The sequence below is a fragment of the Alcanivorax sp. VBW004 genome (assembly GCF_009718865.1).
In the GTDB taxonomy this organism is placed as follows: Bacteria; Pseudomonadota; Gammaproteobacteria; order Pseudomonadales; family Alcanivoracaceae; genus Alcanivorax.
Genome location: NZ_WNHC01000001.1, coordinates 741643 through 759867 on the forward strand (window position 1 = coordinate 741643; position 18225 = coordinate 759867).

Sequence of the window (18225 nt, forward strand, 5' to 3'; positions counted from 1 at the left end):
AGCCCAGTTTATCAGGGTGCTGAAAGGGGCCATAGGCACTTTTTTCTTTGCCGTGCCCGCTGTCAGCGGCGCCAGCTCCAGCTTCCCAGGAGTACCGCGGCTCCGGCCAGTGCCCAGCTGTAGGGGTTGGCCAGCCACAGGGCGGCGCCAGCGCAACCGAGCCCGGCGAGGCCGGCAAACAGCTTGTGGCGATGGCGGACCAGTTGTTGTTCGAAACGGGCTTCCAGGCGGTCCTGCTGGTAGGGCAGGTCGCGCAGGCTTTCCAGCCCGTCGCGGAGCAGGTCGGGCATGTCCGGAAGCTGGGCGGTCCATTCCGGCAGGCGATTCTGCAGTTTCTTCAGGGTGGCGCTGGGCCCGTATTCGGCCAGCATCCAGGCTTCCAGCAAGGGGCGCCCGGTGTTCCAGATATCCAGCTGCGGGTAAATGCTGCGCCCCAGCCCTTCGATGTGAACCAGGGTTTTCATCAGCAGGATGTACTGCACCGGCATTTCGATATGGTAGGTGCGCGCCATATCAAACAGCTTCATCACCAGCGGGGCGAACTCCAGCTGGTCCAGTTGCGCGGAGCGAACCGGTTCGACAATGTCGATCACTGCCCGCTCAAAGCGGGGGCGATCGATGGGGGCGGTGTTCCAGCCGGCACGGATCACCGCATCCACCAGGGCGCTGTAGTCTTCGCGCATGACCGCCAGCACCATGCGCCCGAGGATGTTCAGATCGTCCTTGGACAGGCGCCCGGCGATGGCGGCGTCCACGGCCATGTACTGGGGTGACTCCGGGTGTTCAGGATTAACGAAAATATTGCCCGGGTGCATATCCGCATGGAAGAAGTTGAAGCGGAAGACCTGGGCGAAGAAAATTTCCACGCCACGCTCGGCCAGCACTTTCGGGTCGATGCCGGCGGCCTTGATGCGCTCGATATCGTTCACCGGAATACCATGGATGCGATCCATGATGATCACGGTGGGGCTGGACAGCTCAAGATGAATGGCAGGAATGTGCAGCAGCGGACTGAACAGAAAATGCCGGCGCATGGTTTCGCTGTTGCGCGCTTCGGCGGCCAGATCCAGTTCGCCGAGGATGATGTCCCGGTAGTCCTGTACCACCCGGGCCGGGCGGAAATAACGGGCATCACGCCACAGGCGTTCCAGCCAGCGGGCACCGAAAGCCATCACCTTCAGGTCCCGTTCCACCACCGGGCGAATGGTGGGGCGCAGCACCTTGGCCACGACTTGCTGGCCATTGTGCAGGGTGCCGGCATGGACCTGTGCCACGGAGGCGGCGGCCATGGGGGTGCTGTCGAAGTCGCGGAACACCTGGTCAAAGGGCTGCGGCAGGCTGGCTTTCACTAGTGCTTTTGCCTGCTCGCCATCGAAAGGAGCGACCTGGTCCTGCAGGCGGGCGAGGGCGGCGGTCCACTCCGGGGGCAGCATGTCTTGTCGGGTGGCCAGTAGCTGGCCGAATTTGATGAAGATCGGGCCCAGCCGTTCCAGTGCTTTCTGCAGGCGTTCGCCTTCGCTCAGCTCGCCGGTGCCGAGCCAGCTGGCGGGCATCAGGTACTGCAGAATCAGCAAAAGGCCACGCGCCGGGTGGCTGGGCAGCAGGGATATCAGCCGGTAGCGGCAGATCACATGGATCACCACCAGTATGCGGGTAATCGGTGGCATCAGTGTGGTGCGCTCCCGGAATCCTGTGGCGATGAGGGCGAAGAGGATGATGCGGACGGCGCGCGGGTTTTAAGCCGCTGAATGCGGGCATCCAGACGATCCACGTCCATGCGCAGTTCATCCACGTCCTGACCGAATTCATAAACGTCACGGCGGCTGGGAATCAGCCCGGATTCGTTGCCCACATAATCGCCCAGTTGTTCGGTGAGGCGGGTGGCGGCTTGCTTCGCCCAGCCGAACAGGCGGCGAGCGCTGTAATCCAATTGCTGGGCCAGCTCGGAACCGGTGACAGGCTCCAGAATGGCGCCCCAGTCGATCTGCAGGTCGTTGGCGATCTGCTGTAACTCTTGCAGAAAATCGCGGTTGCCGGTGATGTCCACGGGGCCACCGATCACCCCGGGGCGGGTTTTCCAGTTCAGCAGCAGGGAGGCCAGGTCCATGGGGCTGCCTGTCACTGCCACGTCCGGGGTGGCGTCGCTGCGGTGGTAGAGCTCCACACCGTCTTCCACGATCAGCCCGTAGATGGCCATGGGCGGCAATGTCACCTCAATGGCGATGAGCCGCCCGGCGTGTACGGCCAGACGATCGGCGCTGGCCGGATCGGAACGCAGGGCGGTGTTGATGGCTCGTTCCACGGTGGCCAGGGCGGTGGTGGACAGCAGGCCGGGAGAGCGTGACTGGTCTTTCAAGCTCAAAACTTGAATCCTCTGTGCAGGGCCACGATGCCGCCGATCATGTTGAAGTACTCGGTGCGGGCAAAGCCGGCGTTGTCCATCATGCCTTGCAGGGTGTCCTGATCCGGGTGCATGCGAATGGATTCCGCCAGGTACTGGTAGCTGTCGGCGTCGTTGACGATGAGCTTGCCCAGTTTGGGCCAGACGGCAAAGGAATAGGTGTCGTAGGCCTTGGCCAGATGCTTGTTGGTGGGCGTGGAGAACTCCAGCACCAGCAGGCGGCCACCGGGTTTCAGCACTCGCAGCATGGAGCGCAGGGCCGCGTCCTTGTCGGTGATATTGCGCAGGCCGAAGGCAATGGTGATGCAGTGGAAGCTGTTGTCTTCAAAGGGCAGGCACTCGCCGTTCACCTGGGTGACCTGGGTGTTGTGGCTGCAGCCGGCATCGAACAGGCGGTCGCGCCCCACGTCGAGCATGGCGTCGTTGATGTCGGCCAGCACTACCTGGCCGGTTTCGCCCACCAGCCGGGAAAATTTGATGGCCAGGTCGCCGGTGCCGCCTGCCAGGTCGAGCACCTTGTGGCCCGGTCGAATGCCGGCCAGCTCGATGGTCATGCGCTTGAGAATGCGATGGCTGCCCATGGAAATCAGGTCATTCATCACATCGTATTTGCCCGCCACGGAGCGGAATACGCCGGCCACTTTTTGCTGTTTTTCCTGCCACGGCACCTGTTGGTAACCGAAGTGTGTGACCTTGCTGTCGTCGGACATATCAATTCTCGAAAGGCGATGGGTGACAGGCGAAAACCTTTTCCATGATGGCGTCTTCCCGGGCGGCCAGCTGCTCCAGCAGCAAACCAACGCTGGGGACGGGTTTCATCACCCGGAAACTGCGATCCATGAAATCATACAGGTTCGCAAAGCCCGCCGCATGGGCCGGTTTGCGAACCATTCGGAAGGTGGCGTGGAGCATCCGCGAGCGGATATAGCGATCCAGTCGATGGCCCAGTTCGGCCACCAGTTGCAGCTGCCGTTGGCGGTCGTCGTGATGGCTCGGCTGGCGGAATCCCGCTAGATAGGTGGCTTCATCGATGGGCTGATCAAGCTGATCGCCGAGGATGTCAGTGACCGCTTCGTCCAGTTCCTGGGTAAGGATGGCGGCTTCCAGTGCGGCGGCAGAGGTGGCCATGACCTTGTCGGGCAGCAGTTTCATGGCCTTGGGCAGAGCGCGGCGGATTTCCCGCGCCACCGGCAGCAGCTCGCGGCCACCGTAGACTTCATCCAACAGGAAGCGGATACCCTCGGCGGTGACGGGGTCATCGAGAAGGTGGGCATGGGTGTGCCTGAGGCGTTCGCCTTGCCAGTCCTGCAGCCGGCGTAGCCGTGCCACAAAGACCGCATCGTCGCCGTGCTGGCGCAGCGCAAAAAAACGTTCGAGATACTGTTGCAGTTGTTCGCCGGCGGTCATGGTGTTCCCTCCGGCGGGGATAATAGCAAAGTGAGGGGCAGGCAGGCACCACGCATCACGCTGGCACGCAAAAGCGTGGTGCGTGCAGCGTGAGGCATGCCTGCGGTTATTTACAGAATATACCGGCTCAGGTCTTCGTCGTCGGCCAGTTCGCCCAGGTAGCGATCCACGGCTTCGGCGTCCAGCACCAGTGGCTTGTCGTGGTACTGGGTGGCCAGGGAGTCGGCGTCGAAGCTGATTTCTTCCAGCAGTTTTTCCAGCACCGTGTGCAGGCGACGGGCGCCGATGTTTTCGGTGCGCTCGTTGACCTGCCAGGCCACTTCCGCAATGCGGCGGATGCAGTCGTCGGTGATTTCCAGGTTCAGGCCTTCGGTTTCCAGCAGCGCCTTGTATTGCTCGGTGAGCGAGCATTTGGGCTCGGTGAGAATGCGCTGGAAATCGTCCGGGCTCAGCGGGCTGAGCTCCACGCGAATCGGCAGGCGGCCCTGCAGTTCGGGGATCAGGTCGCTGGGGCGAGACAGGTGGAAGGCACCGGAGGCGATAAACAGGATGTGATCGGTTTTCACCATGCCGTACTTGGTGGAGACGGTGGAGCCCTCGATCAGCGGCAGCAGATCGCGCTGTACCCCTTCGCGAGACACGTCGGTACCGCCGCCTTCGCCGCGCTTGGCGACCTTGTCGATTTCATCGATGAAGACGATGCCGTTGTTTTCCACCACGTCGATGGCCTGCACTTTCAGCTCGTCTTCATTGACGAAACGGGCGGCTTCTTCGTCGCGGATCAGGCGATAGGCTTCGCGCACCTTGAGCTTCTGGCTCTTGCGTTGCTGGTTGCCGCCCATCTTGGAAAACATTTGCTGTAGCTGGCTGGTCATCTCTTCCATGCCGGGGGGCGCCATGATGTCGACGCCGGCGGGCTGGCTGGCCACGTCCACGTCGATTTCCTTGTCGTCCAGCTCCCCTTCGCGCAGTTTCTTGCGAAAGATCTGGCGGGTTTTGCTATCGGTGTTGTCGTTGGTGCTGCCGTCTTCTGCGCGTGCGGCGGGAAGCAGGGCGTCGAGGATGCGTTCCTCGGCGGCATCATCGGCCTGGCTGCCCACACGGGCGATTTCCTTGTCGCGCAGCAGTTTGATGGCCATTTCCATCAGGTCGCGGATGATGGATTCCACATCGCGGCCCACATAGCCCACTTCGGTGAATTTGGTGGCTTCCACCTTGATAAAGGGGGCGTCGGCCAGTTTGGCCAGGCGGCGGGCGATTTCGGTTTTACCCACCCCGGTGGGGCCAATCATCAGAATGTTCTTGGGGGCCACTTCCGCGCGCATTTCGGCGGGCAGCTGCATGCGGCGCCAGCGGGTACGCAGCGCCAGAGCAACGGCTTTCTTGGCCGCGTCCTGACCGACGATGTGGCGATTGAGTTCGGAAACAATGTCTTTGGGTGTCAGGGAAGCCATGATTAACCGTCCAGCTCTTCGAAGGTGTGGTTGTGATTGGTGTAAATACAGATGTCGCCGGCAATGGTGAGCGCCTTGGCGACGATATCGCGGGCCGGCAGGTCGGTATTATCCAGCAGGGCGGTGGCCGCGGATTGAGCAAAGGGGCCGCCGGAGCCGATGGCGATCAGGCCATCTTTTTCCGGCTCGATCACGTCACCGTTGCCGGTGATGATCAGCGAGCTTTCCTTGTCGGCTACCGCCAGCAGGGCTTCAAGGCGGCGCAGGGCACGGTCGGTGCGCCAGTCCTTGGCCAGCTCCACGGCGGCGCGCACCAAATGGCCCTGGTGCTTTTCCAGCTGGGCTTCGAAACGTTCAAACAGGGTAAAGGCGTCGGCGGTGCCGCCGGCGAAACCGGCAATCACCTTGCCGTGAAAAAGCCGACGAACCTTGCGGGCGTTGCCCTTCATGACAGTGTTGCCCAGGCTGACCTGGCCATCGCCACCGATGGCCACGTTGTTGCCTCGACGAACAGAAACAATGGTAGTGCCGCGATACTGCTCCACGGGAATTCTCCTTTTTACGCGTAGAAAAGGAAGTGTGGGCGCAGGTGGGGGATTTCAAGGATCAAGACTGCATACATGCTGCAGGCGACCACGCGACACGCAAAGAAGGCGTGCCGGCGTGGGGCGTGAAAGCGTGCGGGCGTCTACTTTTTCATCTTGATCGGCAGGGTCTCGATGCCGTTGCCGGCCAGTTGGTCCTGGGCGCGGTGCATGGCGTTGAGGTTGTTGTAGGGGCCGATCATGACCCGGTGCCAGCTGTCGCCGCTGTCCAGATTGACTGACTGAATGCTGGCCTCGAAGCCTTTCAGAATCAGCTCGGCCCGGCGGCGGTCCGCATCTTCGTTGCGGCGGAAGCTGCCGGCCTGCAGCAGGTATTTCTCGTTGTTGCGGGTGCTGGTTTCCGGCTTGCGGGTACTGGCCGGTTTGTTGGTGTCTGGTTTGCGGGTGGTGCCTGTGCCGCTGTCGGTTTCGTTCTGCGGCACAATCACTTCCATCTTGGGCAGCACCGCGTAGAAGTCGAACTGGGGTGAATCCTCCCCGGGTTCGTTCTTGGGTTCTGTTTTGGGCTCGGGCTTTGCTTGAGCCGGTTTGTCGTTGTTGCTGGCCACCGGTGTGCTGCCACCCTGTTCCATCTGGGTCTTGCCCAGGTGGAACAGGAAGGCCCCGAACAGGCCAACCATGAGGCCGGTAAACAGCCACACCCAGCCGGGTACCTGGCGCTGGGGTTTTTTCTTGCGGGCGGGGCCGCGGCTGGCGCCGCGCCGGGTGTTCTTCGCCATTACATGCGCTCCAGTGGGCTCAGGCCCAGCAGTTCCATGCCGTGTTTGAGGGTGCGTGCGGTGAGGGCGGCCAGCTTCAGGCGGCTGTTACGGATGCCTTCGTCTTCACTGCTGAGGATCGGGCAGTGCTCGTAGAAGCTGGAAAACAGCCCGGCCACATCGTACAGGTAAGTGCTGAGCAAGTGCGGCTGGCCCTTGTCTGCCACGTTCTGGAGGACTTCAGCAAATTGCACTAGCCGTGCGGCGAGGGCCTGTTCCGCGTCTTCGTTGAGCAGGAAGTCACCGCTCACGCTGGCCATGTCGCGTTCGGCCTTGCGGAATACGCTGGCCACTCGGGTGTAGGCGTACAACAGGTAAGGCGCGGTGTTGCCTTCAAAGCTGAGCATCTGTTCGAAGTTGAAGATGTAGTCGCTGCTGCGGTTCTTCGACAGGTCGGCGTATTTCACTGCGCCGATGCCCACCGAGCGGGCGATGGTGCGTAGTTCGTCCTCATCCAGCTGCGGGTTCTTTTCCTGCACCAGCGCAAAGGCCCGTTGCTCGGCTTCGTCCAACAGATCCACCAGTTTGACGGTGCCGCCGTCGCGGGTCTTGAACGGACGCCCATCCGGGCCGTTCATGGTGCCAAAGCCCATGTGCGCCAGCTCGGTCTGTTCGGGGACAAAGGCGGCCAGCTTTGCCAAGGTGAACATTTGCTGAAAATGCAGCGCCTGGCGCTGATCGACAAAGTACAGCATGCGATCGGCTTGCAGGGTGCCGGCGCGGTAGCGCAGGGCCGCCAGGTCGCTGGTGGCGTAGAGATAACCGCCGTCGGCTTTGCGCACAATAACGGGCAGAGGTTCGCCTTCCTTGTTTTTGAAGGCATCCATAAAGACGCATTGGGCGCCCTGGCTTTCACTGAGCAGGCCTTTGCTGCCCAGGTCGGCGACGACCTGGGCCAGGTCATCGTTGTAGGCGCTTTCGCCGCGCACGTCCGAAGGGGTCAGGCTGACGCCGAGGCGGTCGTAAATGGCCTGGCAGTGGCTCAGGGATACCTGGTTGAACTCTGCCCACAGGTTCAGGCAGTAATCGTCGCCGGACTGCAGTTTTACCACCAGGGCGCGGGCGCGGTCGGCGAAGGTGTCGGATTCGTCGAAGCGTTGTTTGGCGGCCCGGTAAAAGGTTTCCAGGTTGGCAAGCTCTCGGCTTAACTCGCGCTCGCCTTCTTCGGCTTTCTGTTCTTCCAGGTACGCCAGCAGCATGCCGAACTGGGTGCCCCAGTCGCCCACGTGGTTCTGGCGAATCACGGTGTGGCCGAGAAATTCCAGGGTGCGCACCACGGCGTCGCCGATGATGGTGGAGCGCAGGTGGCCCACGTGCATTTCTTTGGCCAGGTTGGGCGAGGAGTAGTCCACCACCACAGTCTGGGGCTGCTCTGGCCGGTCAATGCCGAGGAAATCGCCGGTCAGGGCGGATTCCAGCAAGCCGGTGAGCCAGTCGTCTGCCTGGAAGAAATTGATAAAGCCGGGCCCGGCAATGTCCACTTTGGCCACGGCGCTGTCGCCGGGCAGGGCGGCGATCAGCTTTTCTGCCAGATCGCGGGGCTTCATGCCGGCGGGTTTGGCCAGCATCAGCGCGATGTTGGTGGCAAAGTCGCCGTGGCTCTTGTCCTTGGTGCGGTCGATCTGCACCGGACGCTTGGCGTCAGCGGGCAGGGTGCCGTCGTCGATCAGGGTATCCAGGGCGCTTTCAATAAGGGGTATCAGGCGTTCTTTCATGACATTCTTTTGTGGAGGGCTCTGGGCCGTTTGACTGGCCGGCGATTGTACGGGAAAAGGCGAAGATACGCAGCAGGCTTCACGCAACACGCATCATGCGGGGCTCCGGCGTGTTGCATGCCGCGTGCTGCGTGTGGCGTCGTCACAGCATATCAATGGGGTCCACATCCAGATGCCAGCGGCATTGGCGCCCTTCGGGCAGTTTGCGGGCTTGCTCCAGTATCAGGTTCAGCGCCTGGTGCAGGGGCGCTCGCTGGGCGCATTGCAGCAGCAGCTGGGTGCGGAAGCGGCCGGCGCGTTTTTCCATGGGGGCCGGGATTGGGCCGAGAATGTGGACGTCGGGCGGCACGGCAATGGTGCTGAGTTGCTGCAGGAAGTTCATGGCGGTGCCCATGGCCATGGCTTCGCAGCGGAACAGGGCCAGGTGGCCATGGGGGGGCAGGCCGGCCATCTGCCTTTCTTCCAGCAAGGTGGTGGCCAGTTGTGGGTAGTCGCCACTGGCGGCCAGCTGCAACAGGTGGTGGTCCGGGTGGCGGCTTTGCAGGATGACCCGGCCCTGGCCTTCGCGGCCGCTGCGTCCGGCTACCTGCAATAGTAGCTGGGCGGCTTGTTCCGGGCCGCGGAAGTCGGCGCTGAGAAAGCCCGCGTCCATGTCCAGAATCACTACCAGTGTCAGCTTGGGGAAGTGGTGTCCCTTGGCCAGCATCTGGGTGCCGACCATGACGGCGGGTTCGCCTTTCTGGATCTGCGCCAGATGTGCATCCAGGGCGCCTTTGCGGCGGGTGGCATCCCGGTCGATCCGAATCACCGGCACCGGCAGGGATTGTTCCAGCAGTTCGGTGAGCTTTTCGGTGCCGCTGCCGGCTTCCTGGATGGCGCTGGAGCCGCAGTCCGGGCAGCGGCTGGGGACGCGCTGTTGGTAGCCGCAGTGATGACAGCGCAGGGCGCGGTCGCTGCGATGCCAGGTAAGAAAGCTGTCGCAGCGTTTGCATTCCGCCTGCCAGCCGCAGTCGTGGCAGAGAATCATCGGTGCGTAGCCGCGGCGGTTGATGAACACCAGTCCCTGATTGCCGGCCTCCACGCATTGTTTCAGTGCCTGCAGCGACAGGGGCAGTAGTGGGTTGCCCGGGGCGGCCAGCCGGGCATCGACGACCTCAATGGGTGGGCGGCTCTGGTCGGTGGCCCGCTGGGATAGTTTGAGCCACTGGAAACGGCCTTCCCGGGCCAGGTGCAGGGTTTCCAGGGCCGGGGTGGCGCTGCCCAGAATGACCGGGATGTTTAGCTGCTGGGCGCGCCAGGTGGCCAGGTCCCGGGCGTGGTAGCGAAAGCCGTCCTGCTGTTTCAGGGAGCTGTCATGGGCTTCGTCCACGATGATCAGGGCGGGATTGAGCATGGGGGTAAAGATGGCGGAGCGGGTACCGATGATGATGCGCGCCTGGCCTTCCCGGGCCGCCAGCCAGTTATCCAGCCGTTCCCGGTCGGTGAGCCCGGAGTGCAGGGTGACCACCGGGACGGCGAAACGCTGTTTGAAGCGTTGTACTGTCTGCGGGGTTAGGCCGATTTCTGGCACCAGCACCATGACTTGCTTGCCGGCGGCCAGCAGCGGCGCCATGGCTTGCAGGTAGACTTCCGTTTTGCCACTGCCGGTGATGCCGTCGAGCAGGAAAGGGGTGAAGCCGTCGGCATCCTGAATCGCCTGAATGGCGGCGCGTTGCTCGGCGTTGGCTGCCAGTGGTGCCTGCGCCAGGGTTTCTCGTGCGACCTCCGGGCGGGTGTCCACTTGAATTTGCTCGGCCCAGCCCTTGTCGCGCAGGCTGCTCAGGGCGGACGGGCTTACCTCCAGTGCCGCCAGCATGGCACTGCTCAGCCCCTGAGGGTGCTCACGCAAAATGCGCAGGGCGTCCCGCTGGCGCGGCGCGCGGCTGACCTGGTCATCGTTGACGTGTTGCCCGCGGTCGGTGATCTGCCAGCGTTTTTCCAGGCTGGCCTGGGCGTCATTGCCCTGCCGCAACAGGGTGGGCAGGGCGTAATTGAGCACTTCGCCCAGCGGATGGTGGTAATAGCGGGCCGCCCGCTCGCAGAGCTGGTAGAGCTCGTCGGGCATTACCGGCTCGTTGTCGAGTACCGCCTGCACGGCCTTGAGTTTCGGGTAGTCGCTGGGGGCATGGCCGTGCACGAGGCCGATCAGGGTGCGTCGCCCGAAGGGGACTTTGACCCGGCTGCCCCGGGGCGGCACAACGGTGCCGTGCAGTGCATAGTCAAAACACCCGGGCAGGGGCACGGGCAGGGCAATTTGCAGGGTGTTTTTCGGTGACACGGAATTTCCTGGAGCCAGCGGCGGCTTTGCGCTTGCGGAATGGGGACAAGCTGTTATGATTCGCCTTCTTTTTCCCAGGCGCAAGCCGTGTGGTGCCTGTCGTAGAGGCCGGTAGCGACACAAAATGGAGCTTAGCAATGAAAGCAGAGATTCATCCCGATTACCAGACAGCGACCTATTCCTGTAGCTGTGGCAACGTTATCGAGTCCCGTTCCACCAAAGGTGGAGCCATGGATTTGGACGTTTGTTCCGCCTGCCATCCTTTCTATACTGGCAAGCAGAAGCAGGCCGACAGCGGTGGTCAGATCGACAAGTTCAAGCAGCGCTTTGGCATGATGCGCAGCAAGAAGGACTGATACGGCGTCTTCACAGCGCCTATTGTAAAAAGCACCCTACCGGGTGCTTTTTACGTTAAGTACTTGCGTACACACTGTATATCCCAACTAGGGAAGCGGAGACCAGCATGTCCGAGGATTTAAAAGCGGCGGCCCTGGAATACCACGCCAAACCGCGGCCGGGGAAAATCAGCGTCGAGGTGACCAAGCCGGCGGCGACCAGTCGAGACCTGAGCCTGGCGTATAGCCCTGGTGTGGCGGAACCGGTGCGGGAAATCGCCCGGGAGCCGGAGCTGGCCTACCGTTTTACCTCCAAGGGCAATCTGGTGGCAGTGATCAGCGATGGCACCGCGATTCTTGGCTTGGGTAACCTGGGTGCGCTGGCGTCCAAGCCGGTGATGGAGGGCAAGGGGATTCTGTTCAAGCTGTTTGCCGGTATCGATGTGTTCGATATCGAGGTGGATGCGGAAGATTCCCAGGCCTTTATCGATACGGTGATGCGTATCCATCGCACCTTTGGGGGTATCAATCTGGAAGATATCCGCGCGCCGGAATGTTTCGAGATCGAGCGGATCCTCAAAGAGCAGTGTGATGTGCCGGTGTTCCATGATGACCAGCACGGTACCGCCATTGTGGTATGTGCCGGTCTGATCAACGCGCTGGAAATCCAGAGCAAGCGTATCGAAGACATCAAGGTCGTTTGTGTGGGTGCTGGCGCGGCCGGTGTGGCGTCCGTTCGCCTGCTGATCGAAATGGGCGCGCGCAAGGAAAATATCCTGGTGCTGGATCGCAAGGGTGTGATCCATAGCCGTCGCGATGACCTGAACCAGTACAAGGCGGCGCTGGCCAACGATACTGACAAGCGCACCCTGGACGATGCGGTTGAAGACGCAGATGTGTTCATCGGTGTTTCCGGCCCGGACATGCTTACCCCGGAAATGGTCAAGAAAATGGCGCCCAAGCCGATCATTTTCGCGCTGGCCAACCCGGACCCGGAAATTCGCCCGGAGGTGGCCAAGGCGGCGCGTTCGGATGCGATTGTGGCCACCGGTCGTTCGGATTTCCCCAATCAGGTGAATAATGTGCTGTGTTTCCCGTACATGTTCCGCGGGGCCCTGGATGTGCGTTCTACCTCCATCACCGAGGAAATGAAGATCGCCGCAGTGCATGCCATCGCCGAGCTGGTGCGCACCGCGCCCCCGCAGGAGGTGCTGGATGCCTACGGTGGTGAGCCGCTGACCTTTGGTGCGGACTACATTATTCCCAAGCCGAACGATCCGCGTTTGCTGGGCAAGGTGTCTGCGGCTGTGGCCCGGGCGGCGGTGGATTGCGGTGTGGCCCGTAAGGGTTACCCGTCACACTACCCGTTGAACTCGCTGGACGAGATCTTCCCGGAGTTGTAACAAGAAACGCCAGCCATAAAAAAACCGCCGAGAGGCGGTTTTTTTATGGCTGCAAGCATCATGCAACACGCTTCACGCCTTTCCGTGTTGCATGTTGCATGTTGCGTCTCTTTAAAATATCTGCTCCGGTGCGCTGTGCCCGCCTGGCCCTCTTGCCGGTTCCATGTCGGGGACCTGGCTGCGGATAAAGTACTCGCGAATGGAGTCCGGGTTCTCCGGCCGGGCCTGCAGGCCGCTGTCCGGGTCGATACGCACGGTGGCGATGCCGGAGGGTTGTTCCAGCTGGCGGTTGGGAACGCCTTCCAGTGCCGGACCCATGTAATCCATCCAGATGGGTAGGGCTGCCTTGCCGCCATACTCACCCCAGCCCAGTGAAGCGGGATTGTCGAAGCCGACCCAGACGGTGGCGACCAGGTCTGGTGAGTAGCCGGAGAACCAGGCGTCTACCTGATCGTTGGTGGTCCCGGTCTTGCCGGCCAGGTCCCGGCGGCCCAGGCCGTTAGCCTGGTGGCCGGTGCCGCGGCGCACCACGTCTTGCAGTATGGAGTTCATCAGCCAGGCAATGCGGGCGTCGATTGCGCGCGGGGCCATGACCGGCGGTGGTTGGTGAGGTTGGGTGGTGCTTTCATCGCTATCGGCTGTGTCGACAGGGTCGACTTCGGCCATGTCGGTTTGGGCGTCGTTATCGGTTTGCGGTGGCCGGCAGGGGCTTTCGCAGAAAATCACCTCCGGCGCTTTCCAGAGCACGTCCCCGTTGTCCTTTTCGATCTGCACGATGCTCCAGGGGGCTACCCGGTAGCCGCCGTTGGCAAAGATGCTGTAGGCCGAGGCGATGTCCATGGGGGTCACGCTGGCGCTCCCCAGTGCCAGGGACAGGTCGCGCTGGAATTTGTCCGCCGGCAGGCCGAAGCGCTTCAGGGTGCCCATGGCCTGGCTGATGCCGATCTGGCGCAGGATGCGGATGGAGACCAGGTTCAGCGAGCGGTACAGGGCTTCGCGCATGCGGGTGGGGCCATAAAACTTGCCGCTGGCCCCGGTGGGGCGCCAGGCGGTTTCCAGCTTGTCGTCATCAAAGACCACTGGAGCGTCGTTGATGATGGAGGCCGGGGTGAAACCGTTTTCCATGGCGGAGGTGTAGATGAACGGCTTGAACACGGAGCCGGCCTGGCGCTCGCTCTGTACGGCCCGGTTGAAGTTGGAGGTAGAGAAGCTGTAGCCCCCTTGCAGGGCGACGATGGCGCCGTTGGAGGGGTCCAGTGAGATCAGTGCAGACTGGGCCTTGGGCAGTTGGGCCAGGCGCCAGTGGCGCTCGTCGCCACTACCGGCGGGGCGGACGTAGATGACGTCCCCTTTGCTGAGGACATCGCCGGCCCGGGTGGGCTCCTTGCCTACATATTTGTTGTTGAGTTGGGGGCGGGCCCAGCGAATATCATTCCAGGCAAGCGGGCTGCGCTTGCCGTCCCGGAACAGGATTTCCGCGTCCTTGTCGCCCACGGCGGTAACGATGGCCGGCTGCAGGGGGCCGATGCGGCGCTGGTCCTTGATGCGTTCTGCCCAGGCGGCGACATCCGGGTCAAGGCCGGTGATGGTCTTTTCCAGTTCAGCCTCTTCGGCAACGACGGGTTTGTCGGTGCTGTCTTCCGGGGGCTTTTCGCTGTCCGCGTCGGAGGGCGAGGGCAGGGCCGGGGCGTCGCTGATGTCCAGCTGTGCCAGCGGGCCGCGGTAGCCGTGGCGCTCGTCATAACTGTGCAGGCCGTTGCGCAGGGCGTTGACCGCAGCCTGCTGGCGCTTGCTGTCTACCGTGGTGATGATGCGGATGCCGTCGGTGTAGATGTTGGCGTCCACCAATTCCATGGCCTGCAAGCGGGCCATCTCGCCCAGATAGGCGGCGTCCACTTCCGGCGAGGCGGCATGGAAGCGGGCGCTGACCGGGGCGGCCTGGGCCAGCTCGCGCTGTTCGGCGGTGAGGGCGCCGGTCTCTTCCATGCGATGCAGAATCCAGTTGCGTCGCACTTGGGCACGCTGGGGATTGGTGATCGGGTTATAGGCGGAAGGGGCTTTCGGTAGCCCGGCAATCATGGCCCATTGGGGCAGGCTGAGTTCGCCCACGGACTTGCCGTAATACACCTGGGAGGCGGCTTCGGCGCCGTAGGCCCGGTGCCCCAGATAGATCTTGTTTAGATAAAGCTCAAGGATTTCTTCCTTGCTGAGGACCCGCTCAATCTGGATGGCGAGCACGATTTCGTTGAATTTGCGCAGAAAACGCTGTTCCCGGTCGAGAAAGAAGTTTCGGGCCACCTGCATGGTGATGGTGGAGCCCCCGGAGCGGATTTCCCGATAACGGGCCAATTCCACAAAGGCGCGCAGCAGGCCTTTCAGGTCCACGCCGTTGTGGCGGAAGAAGCGCTCGTCTTCCGCGGCCAGTACCGCCTGGATCAATGGTTGCGGCAGTTCGTCGTAAGTCACTGGCTGGCGGCGTTTTTCCCCGTATTCTGCGATCAGCTTCATATCGCGACTATAGATGCGCAGGGGGATCTGGTATTCCACCTCGCGAATCTGGCTTGCCGGGGGCAGCTGGGGCGCCAGATAGAGGTAGCAGGCGGCGAGGGCTGTCAGGCCGCCACCGGCGCCGGCAATAAGGAGTAACAGCAGGTATCGGATCCAGGAGGGTAAACGCATGTTTTCGGCAACTACTGGCTGGGATCGGTAGAAAGGCCTAGCCGGCCCGTGAAGTGGGTCATTATATGGCGGAATGCTTGTTGTGATCTAATATCTGTTCTGCTATTACTAACTCCTAAAGTGATTCGACATAAAAAACGTGTAAGTGTATCTTTAGCAAGAAAAAACACTTCAATAATAACCAGACGGGACGACGACAGTGCTGCCTTTCCTCAGAAAAAAGGCCCAGACACTACTGGGGATCGACATCAGCTCCACGGCGGTCAAGCTGCTGGAACTGTCCAAATCAGGGGGCCGCTACAAGGTCGAGAGCTATGGGGTTGAGCCCCTGCCGGCCAATGCGGTTGTCGAGAAAAACATCAGCGACGTGGAAGGTGTGGGTGATGCCATTGCCCGCCTGGTCAGCCGTGCGCGCCCCGGGGTGAAAACCGCGGCGGTGGCGGTGTCCGGTTCCGCGGTGATCACCAAGCTTATCGAAATGGATGCGGATCTGGACGAGGATGCATTGGAAATGCAGCTCAAGTCCGAGGCCGATCAATATATTCCTTACCCTATGGATGAAGTCCGCATGGACTTTCAGGTCGTGGGGCCGGTGGAAAATAACGATGAGCGGGTGGAAGTGCTGGTTGCGGCTTCGCGTACAGAAAACGTGGAGATGCGCACCGATGCACTGGAAATTGGTGGCCTGCAACCGAAAGCCGTGGATGTGGAAGCGTACGCCATGGAGCGGGCTTTCCAGTTGATCCAGGCCGGTTTGCCGAACTCGGATGAGCTGGAAACCGTGGCGGTCTTTGATATCGGCGCCACCATGACCACGTTGAACGTGTTCCATCAGGGGCGCAGTGTCTATACCCGCGAACAGCTCTTCGGCGGCAAGCAGCTTACCGAGGAAATCCAGCGTCGCTACGGTATCTCCATGGAAGAGGCCGGCCTTGCCAAGAAAACCGGCGAACTGCCCGATGATTACGAAAGCGAAGTGCTTCAGCCTTTCAAGGACGCCATTGTCCAGCAGGTGAACCGCTCCCTGCAGTTTTTCTATGGCTCCACCCAGTTCAATGAAGTGGATTACATCCTGCTGGCAGGGGGCTCTGCCTCGATCGCCGATCTGGGCGATTTGATTCAGGAAAAAGTGGGGGCGGGCTGTTCTGTGGCCAATCCGTTCAGTGACATGGCGCTGGCAAACAAGGTGAGTGCCTCTGCCATTGCCAATGATGCCCCGGCATTGATGATTGCCTGCGGCCTGGCATTGAGGAGCTTTGACCAATGACAACAACAATTAACCTGTTGCCCTGGCGCGAAGAGCGCCGCAAACAGCGCCAACAGGAATTCGTCATGATGTTGGTTCTCGCGGCGATTGTGGGGGGGGGCATTTTCTGGATGTGGAAAGGGTATGTGGATCAGCAAATTACCGATCAGCGCGCCCGCAATAGCCATATCCAGACTCGTTCGGCTGAGCTGGATGAAAAGATCAAAGAGATTAAGGACCTGAGATCTCGCCGTGATGAGTTGGTGGCGCGAATGGAGGTTATTCAGAACCTGCAGGGCAACCGGCCGACCATCGTGTATGTGTTTGATGAATTGGTGAAGACGCTGCCGGATGGTGTTTTCTACAACGAAATCAAGCGGGTTGGGGACCTCTATACCATTGATGGCGTGGCCGAAAGCAATAATCGGATTTCCCGTCTGATGCGCAACCTGGGTGACTCATCCTGGTTCCGGAGTGCGAATCTGCAAAATGTGACGGCGCTTGAAGATGGCTCTCAGGCCAACAGCTTCACATTAACCGTCAAGCAGGCCTCTCTGAACAGCAATAAAGAGGGAGAAAAACAATGAAAGCCTCTGAGCTGAAAAATTTGGATCTGGGCGAGTTGATGGATGAACTCAACAGCCTGGATTTTGAGAATGTGGGGGGCTGGCCTACGCCAATAAAAATTGGGGCGGCCATTCTTGTGCTGGTTGTTGTTGTCGTTCTTGGTTATTTCCTGTCGATCAGTGATGCCAATCAGACGCTTGAGCAGCAAAGAAGAGAAGAGGCGACCTTGCTGCAAGGGTATGAAAAGAAAGCGTTTGAGGCCCACAACCTTGATCAGTTTCGTAAGCAGTTGGCAGAAATGGAGCAGACCTTTGGGGCCCTGCTCAAGCAGCTGCCCAAGGATACCGAAGTGCCCGGCTTGCTTGAGGATATTACTCATACGGGTCTGGGGAGTGGGTTGGAGTTTGAAAACATCGAGCTGAGGAATGAAATTGAAAAGGAGTTCTACGCAGAACTTCCAATCAATATTCAGGTGACAGGTGACTACCATGGTTTTGGTTCATTCGTGTCCGGTGTGGCGTCGCTGCCTCGTATTGTGACGCTGCATGATTTTACCGTGAAGCGGCCATCGGAGAGTAATAAAGAAATGGCTGCCCTGGGGCTGCTGAGAATGGACATTACGGCCAAGACCTATCGTTATTCCAGCAAGGATGGCGCTGCGGGTGGCGCGAATTCTTCTGGCAAGAATAAATAAGGGGGCGTGGGATAATGAAAAAATTAGTCTTTCTTTCTGTTGCTTGCGTCGCCTTGTTCGGGCTTGCCGGGTGCGGTTCCAGCGCGAATCTGTCAGAACTGGATGCACGTCTCCAGGAAATCAAGGCAAGGCCCCGGGGACGGATTGAGCCGCCACCTGAATTCAAGCCTATTGCTTCTTATTCGTATGCGGCCCACAAGCTTCGCTCTCCATTCAGTCCGCCGCAGGATCAGGAGCTGCTGGTCGTGCCAGATGGTCGAAAGGTAGAGCCGGATATGGGGCGCCCGAAAGAATACCTGGAGCGATTCTCGCTGGATACGCTGAAAATGGTTGGGACCATTAGCAAGCCTGGCGAGCCGCTGCAGGCGCTTGTTGCTGACCCTTCGGGGGCTGTTACCCGGGTTAAGCCGGGTAGCCATATGGGGAAGAATTTTGGCTTGGTCAAGCAGGTTAGCGAAGCCAAGGTAAGTTTGATTGAAATCGTACCGGATGGTCGAGATGGCTGGGTGGAACGCGCCAGTAACGTCTCGATTTCCGAATAATAGTCGCTGGGGACCCAGTTATGAAATGTGCAAAATTGACAATAAAAAAGAGCGCTTCCCGGCGTCTGGCGGGGCTGTTTTCTGTAGGGGTGCTGTCGGTTC

At 60.7% G+C, this 18225-nt stretch carries 16 protein-coding genes; 6 read left to right on the plus strand and 10 right to left on the minus strand.

Annotation, left to right across the window (positions count from 1 at the left end):
* Positions 1–62 precede the first annotated feature (62 nt).
* The 9 genes from F1529_RS03460 to F1529_RS03500 form a co-directional block, all read right to left on the minus strand.
* Positions 63–1667 carry an AarF/UbiB family protein gene (locus F1529_RS03460; RefSeq protein WP_155132177.1) on the minus strand — a complete coding sequence of 535 codons (1605 nt, stop codon included), beginning with the start codon at positions 1665–1667 and terminating at the stop codon, positions 63–65.
* Complete coding sequence (locus F1529_RS03465) at positions 1667–2362, minus strand: SCP2 domain-containing protein (protein WP_007150828.1); 696 nt, start codon at positions 2360–2362, stop codon at positions 1667–1669. The genes F1529_RS03460 and F1529_RS03465 overlap by 1 nt, the downstream gene beginning before the upstream one ends.
* Positions 2359–3111, minus strand: a complete 753-nt coding sequence (gene ubiE / locus F1529_RS03470; RefSeq protein ID WP_007150919.1) for a bifunctional demethylmenaquinone methyltransferase/2-methoxy-6-polyprenyl-1,4-benzoquinol methylase UbiE — start codon at positions 3109–3111, stop codon at positions 2359–2361. Before ubiE ends, F1529_RS03465 begins: the two co-directional genes overlap by 4 nt.
* Before the next feature lies 1 nt (position 3112).
* Positions 3113–3808: a hypothetical protein gene (locus F1529_RS03475; RefSeq protein ID WP_155132179.1), complete on the minus strand. Its 696-nt coding sequence runs from the start codon at positions 3806–3808 to the stop codon at positions 3113–3115.
* Between the two features lie 110 nt (positions 3809–3918).
* Positions 3919–5262 (minus strand): ATP-dependent protease ATPase subunit HslU, encoded by a 1344-nt coding sequence (gene hslU / locus F1529_RS03480; RefSeq protein ID WP_155132181.1) that lies wholly within the window; start codon positions 5260–5262, stop codon positions 3919–3921.
* 2 nt (positions 5263–5264) lie between these two features.
* Positions 5265–5807 carry an ATP-dependent protease subunit HslV gene (gene hslV, locus F1529_RS03485; protein WP_370456940.1) on the minus strand — a complete coding sequence of 181 codons (543 nt, stop codon included), beginning with the start codon at positions 5805–5807 and terminating at the stop codon, positions 5265–5267.
* A 143-nt stretch (positions 5808–5950) separates the two neighbouring features.
* Entirely contained in the window at positions 5951–6586 is a 636-nt protein-coding gene (locus F1529_RS03490) for an SPOR domain-containing protein (protein ID WP_155132183.1), read from the minus strand.
* Positions 6586–8340, minus strand: a complete 1755-nt coding sequence (argS, locus tag F1529_RS03495) for an arginine--tRNA ligase (RefSeq protein ID WP_155132185.1) — start codon at positions 8338–8340, stop codon at positions 6586–6588. Before argS ends, F1529_RS03490 begins: the two co-directional genes overlap by 1 nt.
* A 142-nt stretch (positions 8341–8482) precedes the next feature.
* On the minus strand, positions 8483–10657 hold the full coding sequence (locus F1529_RS03500) for a primosomal protein N' (RefSeq protein ID WP_370456941.1): 2175 nt from the start codon (positions 10655–10657) through the stop codon (positions 8483–8485).
* Positions 10658–10794: 137 nt separating this feature from the next.
* Here F1529_RS03500 and rpmE point away from each other — a divergent pair, with 137 nt between their 5' ends.
* Complete coding sequence (gene rpmE, locus F1529_RS03505; RefSeq protein WP_007149307.1) at positions 10795–11013, plus strand: 50S ribosomal protein L31; 219 nt, start codon at positions 10795–10797, stop codon at positions 11011–11013.
* 107 nt (positions 11014–11120) lie between these two features.
* Positions 11121–12395, plus strand: coding sequence for a malic enzyme-like NAD(P)-binding protein (locus F1529_RS03510; RefSeq protein WP_007149844.1), 1275 nt, complete (start codon positions 11121–11123; stop codon positions 12393–12395).
* 111 nt (positions 12396–12506) lie between these two features.
* Here the strand turns inward: F1529_RS03510 and F1529_RS03515 are convergent, their stop codons facing one another.
* Positions 12507–15074 carry a penicillin-binding protein 1A gene (locus F1529_RS03515; protein ID WP_155132187.1) on the minus strand — a complete coding sequence of 856 codons (2568 nt, stop codon included), beginning with the start codon at positions 15072–15074 and terminating at the stop codon, positions 12507–12509.
* 199 nt (positions 15075–15273) lie between these two features.
* Here F1529_RS03515 and F1529_RS03520 point away from each other — a divergent pair, with 199 nt between their 5' ends.
* From F1529_RS03520 to F1529_RS03535, 4 genes are read left to right on the plus strand one after another with little or no spacing between them, the layout of a single operon-like run.
* Positions 15274–16341: a pilus assembly protein PilM gene (locus tag F1529_RS03520; RefSeq protein ID WP_007148723.1), complete on the plus strand. Its 1068-nt coding sequence runs from the start codon at positions 15274–15276 to the stop codon at positions 16339–16341.
* Positions 16338–16907 (plus strand): PilN domain-containing protein, encoded by a 570-nt coding sequence (locus F1529_RS03525; protein WP_155132189.1) that lies wholly within the window; start codon positions 16338–16340, stop codon positions 16905–16907. The genes F1529_RS03520 and F1529_RS03525 overlap by 4 nt, the downstream gene beginning before the upstream one ends.
* The gene (locus F1529_RS03530) at positions 16904–17581 is read left to right on the plus strand and encodes a type 4a pilus biogenesis protein PilO (protein WP_155132191.1); all 678 of its coding nucleotides are present in this window, start codon (positions 16904–16906) and stop codon (positions 17579–17581) included. The genes F1529_RS03525 and F1529_RS03530 overlap by 4 nt, the downstream gene beginning before the upstream one ends.
* Before the next feature lie 14 nt (positions 17582–17595).
* On the plus strand, positions 17596–18123 hold the full coding sequence (locus tag F1529_RS03535; protein WP_155132193.1) for a pilus assembly protein PilP: 528 nt from the start codon (positions 17596–17598) through the stop codon (positions 18121–18123).
* Positions 18124–18225: the final 102 nt, after the last annotated feature.

Bases quoted from the DNA above. Each gene is read 5' to 3' on its own strand.
- F1529_RS03460 (WP_155132177.1), bottom strand. From the start codon at position 1,667: ATGCCACCGATTACCCGCATACTGGTGGTGATCCATGTGATCTGCCGC.
- ubiE (WP_007150919.1), bottom strand. From the start codon at position 3,111: ATGTCCGACGACAGCAAGGTCACACACTTCGGTTACCAACAGGTGCCG.
- F1529_RS03475 (WP_155132179.1), bottom strand. From the start codon at position 3,808: ATGACCGCCGGCGAACAACTGCAACAGTATCTCGAACGTTTTTTTGCG.
- hslU (WP_155132181.1), bottom strand. From the start codon at position 5,262: ATGGCTTCCCTGACACCCAAAGACATTGTTTCCGAACTCAATCGCCAC.
- F1529_RS03490 (WP_155132183.1), bottom strand. From the start codon at position 6,586: ATGGCGAAGAACACCCGGCGCGGCGCCAGCCGCGGCCCCGCCCGCAAG.
- argS (WP_155132185.1), bottom strand. From the start codon at position 8,340: ATGAAAGAACGCCTGATACCCCTTATTGAAAGCGCCCTGGATACCCTG.
- rpmE (WP_007149307.1), top strand. From the start codon at position 10,795: ATGAAAGCAGAGATTCATCCCGATTACCAGACAGCGACCTATTCCTGT.
- F1529_RS03510 (WP_007149844.1), top strand. From the start codon at position 11,121: ATGTCCGAGGATTTAAAAGCGGCGGCCCTGGAATACCACGCCAAACCG.
- F1529_RS03515 (WP_155132187.1), bottom strand. From the start codon at position 15,074: ATGCGTTTACCCTCCTGGATCCGATACCTGCTGTTACTCCTTATTGCC.
- F1529_RS03525 (WP_155132189.1), top strand. From the start codon at position 16,338: ATGACAACAACAATTAACCTGTTGCCCTGGCGCGAAGAGCGCCGCAAA.
- F1529_RS03530 (WP_155132191.1), top strand. From the start codon at position 16,904: ATGAAAGCCTCTGAGCTGAAAAATTTGGATCTGGGCGAGTTGATGGAT.
- F1529_RS03535 (WP_155132193.1), top strand. From the start codon at position 17,596: ATGAAAAAATTAGTCTTTCTTTCTGTTGCTTGCGTCGCCTTGTTCGGG.